Here is a 15,082-nt window from a genome sequence, read left to right on the forward strand (position 1 = left end):
ATGGCGATGCGTGAGGAAACCCTGATGATGCCCGCCGACTATGGGCAATGGCTGGTGAAGGCTTCGACCTACCCATTCCGAGCCGAAACCTTATTTGTGCAGCAACCTGCTGCACAAATTGCAGAAATTGTCCAACAGGTTGTTGGATGATTGATGACGAGGGAAAACAATGACTAAAAAGCATGAAATATCCATTACCCGTTCGTCGGCAGCGGAGTATCTGACCTTTGTGGCGGCAAACCGCGAAAACGGCGTGCAGGCGGTGTATGCCGATGAAAATGTTTGGTTGACGCAGAAAATGATGGCTGCGCTGTATGATATTGATGTACGAACGATCAATTATCATCTAAAAAAAATATTTTTAGACAGTGAGTTAGAAGAAAATTCAGTTATCCGAAATTTTCGGATAACTGCCGATGACGGCAAAAACTACAACACCAAACATTACAATCTCTCCGCCATTATTGCCGTGGGTTACAAGGTCAATTCTGAGCGGGCGGTGCAGTTTCGCAAATGGGCGACTGGAATTGTCGAAAGTTTCACCATCAAAGCCTATGTGATGGACGATGAGCGTTTGAAAAACGGCGGTTCTGTTTTTACGGAAGATTATTTTGAAGAGCAACTGCAACGGATTCGCGAAATCCGTTTATCTGAACGCAAGTTCTATCAAAAGATTACTGATATTTATGCGACGGCTATCGATTATGACGTTACCGCCAAGGCAACCAAACGCTTTTTTGCGACGGTGCAAAATAAGCTGCATTGGGCGATTCACGGGCAAACTGCCGCCGAAGTGGTTTACCACCGCGCCGACGCCGATAAGCCGCATATGGGCTTGCAAACTTGGAAAGATGCGCCGCATGGGAAAATTCAGAAATTTGATGTATCTGTTGCCAAAAATTATTTAAACGAAGATGAAATGGCTCAACTTTCCCGTTTGGTAAATGCTTATTTGGAAATTGCCGAAGATATGGCAAAACGCCATATCCCGATGACAATGCAGGATTGGGAAACCCGTCTGAACCGTTTTATCGATGCTACCGACCGTGAAGTGTTGCAAGATGCGGGCAAGGTTACGGCAGAAATCGCTAAAGCACACGCCGAAAGCGAATTTGAAAAATACCGTATTGTGCAGGACAGATTGTTTGAAAGCGACTTTGACCGCTTGCTGAAACAAAGTAAACAAAGGGAAGAATAATGAGCATCAGAACTCAAAACTACATCAACGGGCGTTTGTCTTTGCGTGCACCGCAAGCGGAAAGTTTGGCGAAGCTGAAACAGGCATTGGATGCCGCGCCGGAAATGCTGAAGAAAAAGCGGGATGTCGCGGCGGTGCTGGCAAAACTCAAAGCCGAGTTTCCGGATTTGCGCGATTTCGAGCGGGAATTTCCGTCCCTGTGTTTTGCCCTGGCGACCGGCGTCGGCAAAACCCGCTTGATGGGCGCTTTCATCGCTTATCTGCATTTGGCGCATGGCATCAGCAATTTCTTTGTCCTTGCGCCGAATCTCACTATCTATAATAAATTAATTGCCGATTTCACCCCGAATACACCGAAATATGTATTCAAGGGCATCAGTAAATTTTCTCTGAATAGGCCTATCGTCATTACTGGTGATACTTACGAGAATGAAGGTGCAGCATTAACAGACAGTTTGCCACAAGGATTTTTGCATGACATTCGCATCAATGTTTTTAATATATCCAAAATTAACAGTGAAGTACGCGGCGGCAAGGAACCGCGCATCAAGCGGATGCGTGAAGTCCTGGGCGACAGTTATTTTAACTATCTCGCCAATCTGCCCGATTTGGTGCTGCTGATGGACGAATCGCACCGCTACCGCGCCCAGGCGGGCATGCGCGCCATTAATGAATTAAACCCGCTTTTTGGTCTGGAACTCACCGCCACACCCTTCACCGAATCCCATAAAGGGCCGGTTCCTTTCCAGAACGTGGTAATGAATTACCCGCTGGCGCAGGCCATGCACGACGGCTTTGTAAAAATGCCCGCCGCTGTCACCCAGCGCGATTTCAATACCGATAATTACACGTCGGCAGAAATCGAGAAAATCAAACTGGAAGACGGCGTCCGCCTGCATGAAAACACCAAAGCGGAATTGCAAACCTATGCCCATGCAAACGGCGTTGCCGTCATTAAACCCTTTATGCTGGTGATAGCCCTCGATACGACCCACGCCGCGCAATTATTGGCCTTGCTGGAATCGGGAGATTTCTATGGCGGGCGCTATCAAGGCAAAGTCATTCAAGTGGATTCCAGCAAATCGGGCAAAGAAGAAGAGGAAATGATTGCGCGGCTGCTTGCCGTGGAAAGCGTGGATGAACCGACGGAAATCGTCATTCACGTCAATAAGCTCAAAGAAGGCTGGGACGTTACCAATCTCTACACCATCGTGCCATTGCGCGCCGCCAATGCCCGCACCCTGATAGAGCAATCCATCGGGCGCGGCCTGCGCCTGCCTTATGGCAAACGCACCGGCGTGGAAGCGGTGGATTTGCTGAGTATCGTCGCGCATGACCGCTTTCAGGAAATTATTGACGAGGCCAACCGGGGCGATTCCGTCTTGCAACTGAAACAGGTCATCCTCGATGCCCCCAGCGCCAATGAGCATAAAGCCAGCGTACAAATCACCAGCAATGCCGAAACCCTGCTCACCGGGAACGATGGGGCAATGACGGGTGATGCGTTACCGGTTGCCCGCGCCGTAATGGAAGCCATAGGCCAATATGAATACAGGCCGCAAGAAGTGCCGACATCCCAAGCTTTGCTCAAGCCCGAAATTCAGGCGCAAATCACCGCGAATGTGCAGCAAAGCCTGCAAGCCGCGCAGGGCGAATTATTACCCGCTGACCCTCCGGATATTGCCGCCTTCGTCGCGCAGGCGACGCAAATCCTGGTCGATAACACCATCGACATCCCGCGCATTACCGTGCAGCCCGGCGGTGAAGTCAGCAGCGGCTTTTATCCCTTCACCCTCGATACCAGCGGCCTGCATCTGCAACCGGGCGAGCGGGAAATCCTGATTCAGAATCTGCATACCAACGCACAAAGCAGCCTCTCTGCCGGATTGGGGATAAAAGAGAAGCGCCCCGAAGACTATATCGTCCATGCCCTGATGGATTTTGACGATATCGATTATTTCAGCCAGTCCGAACTGCTTTATGACCTGGCCGGACAAATGGTGGCGCATTTGCACAGCTATCTCTCCGCAGACGAGGCGCTGGACGTGCTCGATAAAAACCGCCGCCTGATTGCCAAACATATCCACGCACAAATGATGGCGCATTTCTGGGAAAAGGCGACGGCTTATGAAGTGAAAGTCAGCCGGGGATTTAGCGCCTTGAAACCCTGCCATTACACCGTGAATGCCGGTGAGCCCGTCCATCCTGTACGGGAAACGCCGAAAGACGTGAACCGCATCCGGCAAATGCTATTCGGCGATTTCCAAAAATGCCTGTACCCCCGGCAGAAATTCGATTCCGATACCGAACGCCGCTTCGCCGTCATTTTGGAACGCGACGCCGAAAAATGGTTCAAACCCGCCAAAGGACAATTCCAGATCTATTACCAGCTCGGCACGGAAAACCGCGAATACATCCCCGATTTCGTCGTGGAAACCGCTGACGCCGTCTGGCTTGCAGAAATCAAAGCGCGCGCGGATATGGAAACGCCGGAAGTGCGGGCGAAAAGCGCCGCTGCCGTCGAATGGTGCAAACACGCCGCTGCATACGCCCGGACACACGGCGGCAAACCGTGGCGCTATCTCCTGATTGCGCATGATGAAGTCAATGAAGCGAAAAAACTGGCGGATTTTGCGCGCTTTGCGGTGGATGCTTGAACAGGTGCCAAGCAGCGTAAATACTGGATTTTGTCGCTGCGTCTTTCGTTTTTGAGACGTTGCCGGCAACGTCTCTACATTTTTCTCTCTGCCGTAGCATTATCGTGCTGTCCAAAATGCCGTCAAGCGGGATAAATGCCGGGCTCAACGCGGGCATAAGCGTAGCGTGCAAAGCCTCTGTACCCTGTCCGGTGAAGGTTCCGCGCCGTAAAAAGCGCTATATAATGCCGCCCCTTCCCATTTACCCGGACAACTACGCCCATGCTTGAGCGCATCCGCAATTTTTCCATCATCGCCCATATCGATCACGGCAAATCCACGCTTTCCGACCGTTTCATCCAGATGTGCGGCGGCTTGTCCGAGCGTGAAATGGAAGCGCAAGTCCTTGATTCCATGGATTTGGAACGGGAACGCGGCATCACTATCAAGGCGCAAAGCGTCTCGCTCAATTACACCTCGAAGAAGGACGGGCAGACCTATCAGTTCAATTTCATCGACACCCCCGGCCACGTGGATTTTTCTTATGAAGTTTCGCGCTCGCTTTATGCCTGCGAGGGCGCGCTGTTGGTGGTGGATGCGGCGCAGGGCGTGGAGGCGCAGTCGGTCGCCAACTGTTACACCGCCATCGAGCAGAATCTGGAAGTGCTGCCCGTCCTCAATAAAATCGATCTGCCCAGCGCCGAGCCGGAGCGCGTCATGGAGGAAATTGAGGAAATCATCGGTCTGGATACGGCGGAAACGCTGAAAGTCAGCGCGAAAACGGGCGAGGGCATCGAGGACCTTATGGAACAGATCATCGAGAAAATCCCCGCGCCGCAGGGCGACCCCGGTGCGCCGGTGAAGGCGCTCATCATTGATTCGTGGTTTGACAGTTATGTCGGCGTGGTGTCGCTGGTGCGCGTTTTTGACGGCACGCTGAAAGTGCGGCAGAAGATGCAGGTGATGAGCAGCGGCGACGAACACCTCATCACCAAGCTCGGCATTTTCACCCCGAAGGCGCAGGACCGCACGGAACTGCGCGCGGGTGAAGTCGGCTTCGTCATCGCCGGTATCAAGGACATCAACGGCGCGCCCGTCGGCGATACCCTGACCGATGCCGCCCGCCCCACCGCCGAACGTCTGCCCGGCTTCCAGAAGGTGCAGCCGCGCGTCTTCGCCGGGCTGTTTCCGGTCGAGTCGGATGATTACGAAGACCTGCGCGAGGCGCTGGCGAAACTGCGCCTGAACGACGCCTCGCTCTTCTACGAACCGGAAACCTCGCAGGCGCTGGGCTTCGGCTTCCGCTGCGGTTTTCTGGGGATGCTGCACATGGAAATCGTGCAGGAACGCCTCGAACGCGAATACGACCTCGACCTCATCACCACCGCGCCGACGGTCGTTTATGAAGTCGAAACCACCGCCGGAGAAACCATCCACATCGACAACCCCAGCAAACTGCCGCCGACCAACCACATCGCCGAAATCCGCGAGCCGATTATCATCGCCAACATCCTCGTGCCGAAAGACTATCTCGGCGCGGTCATCGGTCTGTGCATCGAAAAACGCGGCGTGCAGAAGGACATGCAGTTCGCAGGGCAGCAGGTGCAACTGCACTTTGAAATGCCGATGAGCGAAGTGGTGCTTGATTTCTTCGACCGCCTCAAATCCGTCTCGCGCGGCTTTGCTTCCTTTGACTACGAATTCCGCCGCTTCGAGCCCGCCAACCTCGTCCGCCTCGATGTGCTGATTAACGGCGACAAAGTCGATTCCCTTTCCATCATCATCCACCGCGAACACGCGCAGACACGTGGCCGCGAGCTGGTGGAACGGATGCGCGACCTCATCCCCCGGCAAATGTTTGAAGTCGCCATCCAGGCGGCCATCGGCAACCAGATTATCGCCCGCTCGACCGTGAAAGCGCTGCGGAAAAACGTGCTCGCCAAATGTTACGGCGGCGACGTGACCCGCAAACGCAAACTGCTCGAAAAACAAAAAGCGGGCAAAAAACGGATGAAACAGGTCGGCAGCGTGGAAATCCCGCAAGAAGCCTTCCTCGCCGTCCTCAAAGTCGATACCAACAGCAACTAAACAAGGAAACCCACAATGAACTACATCCAGCAGATACTGGGCGCCTTCATGACCCACTTCGAGCTGATCCTCACCATCACCGTTCTCGTCTGCTTCATCTTCTACCTCATCGACGGCCACAGCTACCGCAAAACGCGCAAACGCCTCTATCGCGCCTTCAAGCGGGATGACATCAGCCCCGAAGACCGCCTTGCCTATGCCAACCGCCTCGCCACCGTGCTGCAAAGCCGTCGCGGTGTGCCGCGCAAACACCAAAAAGCCTTCGACAGTGCGCAAAACAAACTCACGAACGGCGAGCCGCTCAGCGGCGGCGAACTCTACTGGCTGAAACACCCCGTTTACCCGCAGGAAAAATTCATCGAATTCTTCGGCGGCATGTTCTGGGTACTCTTCGCCGTGTGGTTCATCCGCTCCTTCCTCTGGGAACCCTTCCGCATCCCCTCCGGCTCGATGGAGCCGAACCTCTACGACGGCGACTTCATCCTTACCAGCAAATACAGCTACGGCATCAAACTGCCCGTACTGCGCAGCACCATCATCCCGACCGGCAGCGTGCAGCGTGGCGACGTCATCGTCTTCCGCTACCCGCAAAACCCCTCGCTGCACTACATCAAACGCGTCATCGGCCTGCCCGGCGACCACATCCGCTACGACCACGACCGCGTCTGGATCAACGGCGAAGCACAGCCGCTCGAACCCGTCGGCGAAACCCGCGAAATCACCCGTGAATACGAAGGCGGCCTGAAAATCACCATCCCCGCCGTCACCTACAAAGAAACCCTCGGCGGTCGCGACCACCTCGCCCAGCTCTACCCGCAAAACCCCAACACCCGCCCTGGCATGGTCGAAGGCAGCCTCACCGTGCCCGAAGGCCACTACTTCGTCATGGGCGATAACCGCGACGACAGCGAAGACAGCCGCGCCTGGGGCTTCGTCCCCGAAGCCAACCTCGTCGGCAAAGCGACCATTATCTGGATGAACAGCAACTGCCTGCTTGGCAAGGGTGAGTGCAACCACATCGGCAAAACCATTCACTAACCATGCATCCCATCGAAAAAGCGCTCGGCTACACCTTCCGTGACCCTGACCACCTCACCCGCGCCCTGACCCACCGCAGCCACAGCGCCAAACACAACGAACGCCTCGAATACCTCGGCGACGCCCTGCTGGAAACCATCAGCAGCATCTGGATCTACAACAACCGCCCCGCCGTCCCCGAAGGCGACCTCACCCGCTTGCGCGCCACCATCGTCAAAGAAGACAGCCTGGTCGGCGTCGCCCGCCGCCTCAACCTCGGCGAACACCTGCGCCTTGGCTCGGGCGAACTCAAAACCGGCGGCGCACGGCGCGCCTCCATCCTCGCTGACGCCGTCGAAGCGCTCATCGCCGCCGTGTACCTTGATAGCGACTACCCCACCTGCGAAAGCGTCACCCTCGCGCTGATCGCCCCGGAACTCGTCGCCCTGCCGCAGACCGCCACCCCGCTCAAAGACCCCAAGACGCAACTGCAAGAATACCTGCAAGGCCGCGGCCTGCCGCTGCCGGACTACCAAATCATCAGCGAAAGCGGCCCCGAACATGCGCGTGAATTCCAAATTCGCGCCAGCAGCGGCGAATACATTGCCGAAGCCAGCGGCAGCAGCCGTAAAAAAGCCGAACAGCAGGCTGCCGCCGCACTGCTCGCCCAATACCAAAACCACAAATAACCCCCATGAACCACAAACACATCGCCATCCCCCTCCTGCTCGCCCTCGCTGCCAACCTGCCCACCTTTGCCAAACCGAACAGCGAACCCGCCACCCACCCCTACAACCACTACAACCTGCCCACCTTCACAGACCCGAACAGCGAACCCGCTTCCAACCCCTACATCGGCTACAACCTGCGCACCTTGAGCAGCGCCGCCCCTGAACCCGACAGCATGGACGCCCCGCCCGCCCTGCTGCCGCAGCCCGCCAGCACATACGACGCCGCCACGGCTGCCAAAACCGACATCACCTACACCCCCTACCACCCCGCTAAAGACATCCCGGCCAACAACGGCCACCGCAAAATCCTTGGCGAAACCGCCGATGGCCGCCTGGTTATCCAGGACTACTACCAAAACAGCGACCGCCCACGCACCGCGCCATACATCCTCAACCGCTACGGCGACCCGCGAGCCACCATCATCATCAACGCCGACAGCAAACTCGTCTGGTACAACCAGGACGGCAGCGTGTACGCCATCCAGCACTACCATGACGGCCAGCCTGCCGGATACCTGAGCTACTACCGCAAAGGCCGCCTCATCGCGCAAAAACCCCGCCCCGGCAGCGACAACGATTACTACGCCATCGGCGGCAACGCCACCGCAGGCACACGCTACTACTACGACGACGGCCACATCCTCGCCCTTGAATACCAACATGGGCGCATTGGCAGCTGCTACACCGCCTTCTACTGCGAAGAAGGCGAAAGCCTCTACGCCCCGGACGGCACCCCGCTCCTCGCCTGGCAGAGTGACCAAAGCGGTGACATCATCTCCAGCCACAGCTGGAGCAGCCTCAACAACACCCCGGCCGGACAACAGGCCGCGCGCCGCCAGAGCATTGACGCCGCCCTCGCCCGCCGGAACGACATCAAACAACATCTGCTGCACAACAACGACCTCAATCGGCACAACCACGACAGAACCGCCACCGACCTGCCCGAGCCAGCCCGTTTAGATACACCTCGAGCGCTCAGGTGAATGTAAATGATGCCCTCCAAAGCCCCTCCCCCGTGGGGGAGGGACGGGGCTCCCCATGAAAAAAGCGTCTGCCTTTTCATGGGAACCCAGGAGAGCAGTAAACCAACCGCGAAGCGCCCCCCCATCCCCTAACCCCCCAACCAGGAAACCCCATGAACACGCGCGCCGGACACATCGCCGTCGTCGGCCGTCCCAACGTCGGCAAATCCACCCTCATCAACCACCTCATCGGCCAGAAAATCGCTATCACCAGCCGCAAACCGCAAACCACGCGGCACGCCCTGCTCGGCATCCACACCAGCGGCGACAACCAGCTTATCTTCGTCGATACCCCCGGCATTCACCAGAAACGCGACAAAGCCATCAACCGCCACATGAACCGCACTGCCTGGCAAAGCATGGACTACGTTGACCTTATCCTGCACGTCAGCGAAGCGGGGAACTGGACGGACGAAGACGACCGCATCGCCGACGCCCTGCAAAAACAGGACAAACCTGCGTTGCAAATCCTCAACAAAATCGACCGTCTGCGCGACAAAAGCGCGCTGATGCCCGAACTTGCCCGCATCCATGAACGCGGCAACTGGCAGGCCATCATCCCCGTCTCCGCCCTGCACGAACAAAATCTCGCCGATCTCGAAAAAACGCTCATCCCGCTCCTGCCCGAACAGCCGTGGATCTACCCCGAAGACCACATCACCACGGCGGGGATGCGCTTCATGGCGGCGGAAATCATCCGCGAAAAAATCTTCCGTTACCTGCACCAGGAAATCCCCTACGCCCTCGGCGTCATCATCGACCAATACCAAGAAAACGAACGCCTGGTGGACATTGACGCCACCATCCTTGTCGAACGCGCCAGCCAGAAAGGCATCGTCATCGGCAAAGGCGGCCAGACCCTGCGCCTCATCGGCCAGCGCGCGCGCGAAGAACTCGAACAAATGCTGGAAAAAAAAGTGATGCTGCGCAACCACGTCAAAGTCAAAGACAACTGGCGCGACAACGACGCCATCGTGCACAGCATGGGCAGCGGCAGCGGCACGGAAGACAACTAAACACCGCCGACAAAAAACCGGCGCTGCGGCTGCAAGGGTTGCTGGCGCGGCTGGATGCGCCGCAGCGGCAGTTGTTATTGCAGGCGGTCGAGTTGTTGGTGGCGATGGCTTCCGGCGGGGAGGGGTGATTTGTTGCTGTCGTCTATTCACAAAAATCCACAGCACAATCCCCGGATAAACCACAATGATACTGCGGAAAAGGGCTTATAATTCACAGGTCTTAACCCCGTGTGTCAACAGGAGTCATCATGAAGCATCTGGCCGATTATCTGAAAACCGTCACCAGTACAGCCGTTTATGAGAAGCAGGAGTTGTTCGGCAAGATTGGCAATCTGCTCAGTTCCAACGCGGCGCTGATTACCGTGTTGTCGCTGATCAACAAGTGCCCGCGTCCGAAAATCATCGCTTATTCTGCCGCCACGCTCACACCGCGTGCTTATAGCGGCATGGTGGAGCGGGTGGAGGAGGCCATCCGCCACAATTCGCCGATTCAGCAGTCCATTCACCGCGATGTTTATATTGCCGAGAAGGGCGATGTGGACTGGCTGATGATTATTCAGGAAGGCGAAGGCGAAGCGGCGAAATATTGGGTGTTTTATTGATAAAAAAGCCCCGTAAGGGGCTTTTTTGGGGAGGTCATGCAGCGGTTATTCCAGGCGGAACATTTTGCTGCCGCTTTGCCGCAAGCCGTCGAGGGTCTGCAACTGCGCCTTGGCGGCGTCGTAATCGCCCGCTTCGACATGGCCGCGCAGCACGGCTATCGCCTGGCGGAATTGCGCCAGTTCGTCCACATAGGCTTGCTGCCGGCTGTTCGGCACGTCGCGGCCGAGCCCCAGCACTTGCGCTTGGTCGGCGTAGGCGGAGAGGAGATGCAGCGGTTCGGCCATTTCTTCTACGGTTTTCGCCTGTTGCAGGGCGCGGAAGTTTTTGTTGAGCAGTTTCATGGTCTGCTGCGCGTTGGCATCATCGTATTTTTGCGGCGCAGGCAGTTTGTCGGTGGCGACGGCTTCCTGTACGTCAGTAACCGGCGCGGCGGTTTCCTGCGTGGTGGTGGCGCTTTCCCCCACGCCGACGGTGCGGCTGGTCGTTACCGTCGATGTGGTCGTCACTTTCGAGGGCGGGGTCGGCTCGGCCATGTCCACGGCGTTGTCGTTAAAGGCCAGCGCGGGCGCGCCGAGGGCGAGTAACAGTGGCAAAAATGTTTTTTTCATGTGTACCTCTCTGGTTGTCGCCTGCCGGGATGCAGACGCGGCCTATCTTAGCCCCCCGCCCTGAACGCGCGCTTAACGCCACGTTATAATCCGGCCATGAAACAGATTCTTTTGATTGAAGACGATCCCGCCATTGCCGACCCGCTCGCTTATGCCCTTGCCCGCGAGCACTGGCAGGTCGTCTGGCGCGACACCGGCATTGCCGCCCTCGAAGCCCTGCAACAGCAGGCGTTTGACTGCATCATTCTTGATGTCGGCCTGCCGGATACGGACGGCTTTGAACTCTGCCGCCGCATCCGCCGCGACCGGGCGACGCCGCTGATTTTCCTCACCGCACGCAATGAAGAGGTGGACCGCATCGTCGGCCTCGAACTCGGCGCGGATGATTATTGCGGCAAGCCGTTCAGCAGCCGCGAGCTGATTTCGCGCATCAAGGCGGTGTGCCGCCGCAGTGAAGGGCAGGGCAGGGCGGCTGATGTCTGGCAGGTGAACGAAGACGCGCAGACCATCAGCTACCACGGGCAGACGCTGGATCTCACCCGCTATGAATACCGCCTGCTGCGCCACCTGCTCACCCACGCCGGGCAGACGTTCGACCGCGACCGGCTCGTTAACACGCTGTGGGACCACCCTGACCATATCGACAACCGCACCGTGGACAGCCACATCAAGACGCTGCGGCAAAAACTGCGCGCCATCGCGCCGGACGCCGACCCCATCCGCACCCGGCGCGGTTACGGCTACGTGCTGGAACGCTGAAGCGAGCCGAGATAAATGGCGGCCAGCGTCAGCGCCGCCCCGCCCCACTGCACGGCGCTGATGGGTTTGTGCAGCCAGAAGTAGTCGATGATCAGCGCTGCGACCGGTTCGGAAAGCAGCAGCAGGCCGGTCAGCGACAGGGTCAGCAGCGGGATGGCATAGGCAATCAGCCCCCAGGCGAAGCACTGCATCACCGCGCCGTAGATGAACACCAGCGTGATGTCGTGCAGTGTCGTCGGGTAGAGTGCGCCCCGGTTGAAGAAGAGCGCGGGCATGATCAGCGCCAGCGCGCCGCCCAGGCTCAAAATCATCATCAGCGGGAAGAGACTGGTTTTTTCGATTTGATGCGTCTTGCGCACGCAGAGCATGGAAAGCGCCAGCAGCGCGCCTGAGGCCGTACCGCTGATAAAGCCCCACACCGCGTTGCCGTTATGCCCGAATTCGGGGCTGCCGATGAGTGCCACGCCGCCGATGGCAAGCAGCAGGCTGAGGTTTTGCAGGGCGCTTGGCCGTTCGCCGAAGCAGGCAATGCCGATGGCGGTGAGGAAGAAGATTTGCAGGCTGTTCAGGAGGGTGGAAATGCCGGGGCCGACGGCGTGGATGCTTTCGTGCCACAGGGCGAGGTCGAAGGCGAGGAAGACGCCGGAGAGCAGCGCGGTGGCGATGGCGCGGCGACTCTGCGGGAAGGCGTGATGGAAGAGGCGCGCGAGGATGTAGAAGATGACGGCGGCGATGGCAAGCCGCCAGAAGGCGATGGCATAGGAGCCGACGGCGACGAATTTCACAATCAGGCTGCCGAGGCCGAAGATGACGCAGCCGATGAGCAGCAGCGGCGCGGCGTAGCGGGAGTGGGGAGCTTGCATGGTTTGTCCTCCGGGGAAATCCCGTATGATGCCCGCGTTTTCGCGGCACGAGAAGCCCGCGCGAACGCCTCATTCCATTATTTTTTTAAGGATAGTCATGCAAGAGACCCCCGCACGATGATGTCAACACGTCCCGCCGCCGCCTGAGCAGTATCGCCGCCGTCATCAGCTTCCGCCCGCTGCGCGCGCTGGCGGCATTGCTGCCGCTGAACGTTCTCGTGTCCGGCAAGACCGATTACCGCACCTACGATTACAGCAAGCCGATTCCCGCACATGGCTACGCATTCAGCGACTTTTCCGGCAAACTCGCGCCGCTCGATTTCAAGCGCCGCGCGCTGGCCGATGATGATGTCGCCATCGACATCCATTACTGCGGCATTTGCCACAGCGATGCGCATACCGGCCTCGGACACTGGGCGCGCGAGCAGAAAGTGCCGCAGGTTACCGGGCATGAAATCGCCGGGCTCGTGACCGCCGTCGGCAAGAACGTTACGAAATTCAAGGTGGGCGATCGCGTCGGCGTCGGCTGTTTCGTCGATTCCTGCGGCCATTGCCGCGAGTGTCGGGGCGGGCACGAGCAATATTGCGAAACACCCGGCGGCGCCGTCTTCACCTACGGCCAGCCGACCTCGGAAGCGCGCGACCCCGGCGGCTACACCCAGGGCGGTTATTCCGACGTCATCGTCGTCAAGGACCGCTTCGTTATCCGCATCCCCGATACCATGCCGCTGGCCGTCGCCGCGCCGATAATGTGCTCCGCCGTTACCGCCTATTCGCCGCTCGTCAACTGGAAAGTGGGCAAAGGCAGCAAAGTCGGCGTCGTCGGCATGGGCGGCGTCGGGCACAACGCCGTGCAACTCGCCACCGCGATGGGCGCGGATGTGACCGTCTTCACCACCTCGCCGGAAAAAATCGAAGACGCCAAACGCTTCGGTGCGCGCGAAGTCATCCTCAACTTCGACCCCGACGCCATCACCAGGCACTTCCGCCACTTCGACTTCATCCTCGCCACCGTCCCCTACCAGTTCGAAATGGACGGCGTCCTGAGCACCCTGAAACGCTAAGGCACCCTGTGCCTTATCGGCGTCGGCGACTTTGAAAAGCCGAACCAGATTAACGTCCTGACCACTTCGCTCAACCGCGTCAATTTCAGCGGTTCGCTGGTCGGCTCGGTCAAGGAAATGCAGGAAGTCATCGACTACTGCGCCGCCAACAACATCCAGGCCGCTATCGAACTCGTCAAACCCGAAGACATCGGTCAACGCTGGCAGGACGTGATTGCCAAAAAGCCCGCTACCGCTACGTCATCGACATGGGCAAAGGCGCGGCCTGAAGCCGGCCCGCATGAAGCGGGCGGGCAGGGCGGGAAAGGCCTGCCCATCCCCCTCTCCCCGACAAAGAAACACACTATGAAACAAACCCTCTTTTTCGCTGGCGCCGGCGGCGTCATCGGTCTGCCCTGTGCAAACTGCTGCTGGATGCAGGCCACATCGTGTACGGCACCACCCGCAGTGCCGACAAAGCCGGGCGCCTCGCCGCCCTCGGCGTCAAACCCGTCATCGTGGACGTCTTCGACGCCGGACGTCTGGAAGCCGCCGTTGCCGCCGCCAAACCCGACACCGTGCTGCACCAGCTCACCGACCTGCCCGACGGCCTGAATCCCGCCGAAATGGAAGCCGCCCTCGTGCGCAACGCCCGCATCCGCGACGAAGGCACGCGCAACCTCGTCCGCGCCGCCCGGGCGGCGGGCGTCAAAAAAATCATTGCGCAGAGCATCGCCTTCGTTTATGCGGCGGGCAACGAACCGCATGACGAAACCGCGCCGCTGCTGGATTTCACCGATCCCGCCTACGGCGAAACCGCCCGCGCCGTGCACAGCCTCGAAACCCGGGTGCTGGCAGGCGGCAACCCCGGCATCATCCTGCGTTACGGCATGCTCTACGGCGGTGCCTCCGGTATCGCGGCCGTGCCGCCCGGCCTGCCGCCGCTGCACACAGACGCCGCCGCCTACGCTGCCCTGCTGGCGCTGGACGGCACGGTAAGCGGCATCTACAACGTCGCCGAAGCCTGCCCGCAGGTGAAGAGCGACAAATTCCGCCGCGATTTCCCGGCCTGGCGGGATGATTTCCGCCTGTAACGCATTTTCCTGAACAAAAAACGGCCCGCAAGGGCCGTTGCTGTTTGCGGTCATCCATCAGCCCCGCAAGGCGGGTTCTCTTCTTCATATTGCCCTTCATGAAAGTAGGCGTAAGCGGCGGCTTCCAGGTCGCCGTCTCCCTCAGCAGGTTATCTGCTTCGTCGTAGAGCCGGTAGGTTTGCTGTTCGGCATCGCCAATGGGGCAGCTGCCGTCCAGCCCCGGCAGGAGGGTGTAGTAGGCATCGGTCAGCAGCAGGGATACGGCTTCTTTGCGGAGCGCGGTTTGCCTGTCGTCCAGGCGGAGGGCGCGAATTTTGGCATTCACTGCGCTGGGGCAGGGGCCCTCGGCGAAGGTTTCCTGCGTCATGCGCTGTTTTTCGAGGTAGCAATAGCGGGCGAAGTCG

Annotated in this window: 13 protein-coding genes; 11 read left to right on the top strand and 2 right to left on the bottom strand. The window is 58.5% G+C overall.

Annotated elements, in window-relative coordinates; all coding sequences use genetic code 11:
• The first annotated feature begins 169 nt into the window (after positions 1–169).
• From Q0562_RS02350 to Q0562_RS02385, 8 genes are all read left to right on the top strand, one after another.
• On the top strand, positions 170–1,198 hold the full coding sequence (locus tag Q0562_RS02350) for a virulence RhuM family protein (protein ID WP_298640638.1): 1,029 nt from the start codon (positions 170–172) through the stop codon (positions 1,196–1,198).
• Positions 1,198–3,855: a DEAD/DEAH box helicase family protein gene (locus Q0562_RS02355; RefSeq protein WP_298640640.1), complete on the top strand. Its 2,658-nt coding sequence runs from the start codon at positions 1,198–1,200 to the stop codon at positions 3,853–3,855. Before Q0562_RS02350 ends, Q0562_RS02355 begins: the two co-directional genes overlap by 1 nt.
• Positions 3,856–4,116: 261 nt before the next feature.
• Positions 4,117–5,922, top strand: a complete 1,806-nt coding sequence (lepA, locus tag Q0562_RS02360) for a translation elongation factor 4 (RefSeq protein WP_298640642.1) — start codon at positions 4,117–4,119, stop codon at positions 5,920–5,922.
• A gap of 15 nt (positions 5,923–5,937) precedes the next feature.
• On the top strand, positions 5,938–6,960 hold the full coding sequence (gene lepB / locus Q0562_RS02365; RefSeq protein ID WP_298640644.1) for a signal peptidase I: 1,023 nt from the start codon (positions 5,938–5,940) through the stop codon (positions 6,958–6,960).
• Between the two features lie 2 nt (positions 6,961–6,962).
• Positions 6,963–7,628, top strand: coding sequence for a ribonuclease III (gene rnc / locus Q0562_RS02370; RefSeq protein ID WP_298640646.1), 666 nt, complete (start codon positions 6,963–6,965; stop codon positions 7,626–7,628).
• Positions 7,629–7,633: 5 nt separating this feature from the next.
• Positions 7,634–8,653, top strand: a complete 1,020-nt coding sequence (locus tag Q0562_RS02375; protein WP_298640648.1) for a hypothetical protein — start codon at positions 7,634–7,636, stop codon at positions 8,651–8,653.
• Positions 8,654–8,805: 152 nt separating this feature from the next.
• Positions 8,806–9,708 carry a GTPase Era gene (gene era, locus Q0562_RS02380; RefSeq protein ID WP_298640650.1) on the top strand — a complete coding sequence of 301 codons (903 nt, stop codon included), beginning with the start codon at positions 8,806–8,808 and terminating at the stop codon, positions 9,706–9,708.
• A gap of 248 nt (positions 9,709–9,956) precedes the next feature.
• On the top strand, positions 9,957–10,310 hold the full coding sequence (locus Q0562_RS02385) for a hypothetical protein (protein ID WP_298640651.1): 354 nt from the start codon (positions 9,957–9,959) through the stop codon (positions 10,308–10,310).
• Positions 10,311–10,355: 45 nt separating this feature from the next.
• Here Q0562_RS02385 and Q0562_RS02390 read toward each other — a convergent pair whose 3' ends face one another.
• On the bottom strand, positions 10,356–10,919 hold the full coding sequence (locus tag Q0562_RS02390) for a cytochrome b562 (RefSeq protein ID WP_298640653.1): 564 nt from the start codon (positions 10,917–10,919) through the stop codon (positions 10,356–10,358).
• Positions 10,920–11,015: 96 nt separating this feature from the next.
• On the opposite strand from Q0562_RS02390, the gene creB reads away from it, so the two are divergent.
• Positions 11,016–11,678 carry a two-component system response regulator CreB gene (creB, locus tag Q0562_RS02395; protein ID WP_298640655.1) on the top strand — a complete coding sequence of 221 codons (663 nt, stop codon included), beginning with the start codon at positions 11,016–11,018 and terminating at the stop codon, positions 11,676–11,678.
• On the opposite strand, the gene Q0562_RS02400 is transcribed toward creB, so the two are convergent.
• Positions 11,660–12,541 carry a DMT family transporter gene (locus Q0562_RS02400; RefSeq protein WP_298640657.1) on the bottom strand — a complete coding sequence of 294 codons (882 nt, stop codon included), beginning with the start codon at positions 12,539–12,541 and terminating at the stop codon, positions 11,660–11,662. The two genes, creB and Q0562_RS02400, sit on opposite strands and share 19 nt — an antisense overlap.
• A gap of 218 nt (positions 12,542–12,759) precedes the next feature.
• On the opposite strand from Q0562_RS02400, the gene Q0562_RS02405 reads away from it, so the two are divergent.
• Both Q0562_RS02405 and Q0562_RS02410 read left to right on the top strand, forming a co-directional pair.
• Positions 12,760–13,605: an NAD(P)-dependent alcohol dehydrogenase gene (locus tag Q0562_RS02405; RefSeq protein ID WP_298640659.1), complete on the top strand. Its 846-nt coding sequence runs from the start codon at positions 12,760–12,762 to the stop codon at positions 13,603–13,605.
• Between the two features lie 428 nt (positions 13,606–14,033).
• The gene (locus Q0562_RS02410; RefSeq protein ID WP_366144675.1) at positions 14,034–14,678 is read left to right on the top strand and encodes an NAD-dependent epimerase/dehydratase family protein; all 645 of its coding nucleotides are present in this window, start codon (positions 14,034–14,036) and stop codon (positions 14,676–14,678) included.
• Positions 14,679–15,082: the final 404 nt, after the last annotated feature.

It is taken from the genome of uncultured Cardiobacterium sp., assembly GCF_938028825.1.
In the GTDB taxonomy this organism is placed as follows: Bacteria; Pseudomonadota; Gammaproteobacteria; order Cardiobacteriales; family Cardiobacteriaceae; genus Cardiobacterium.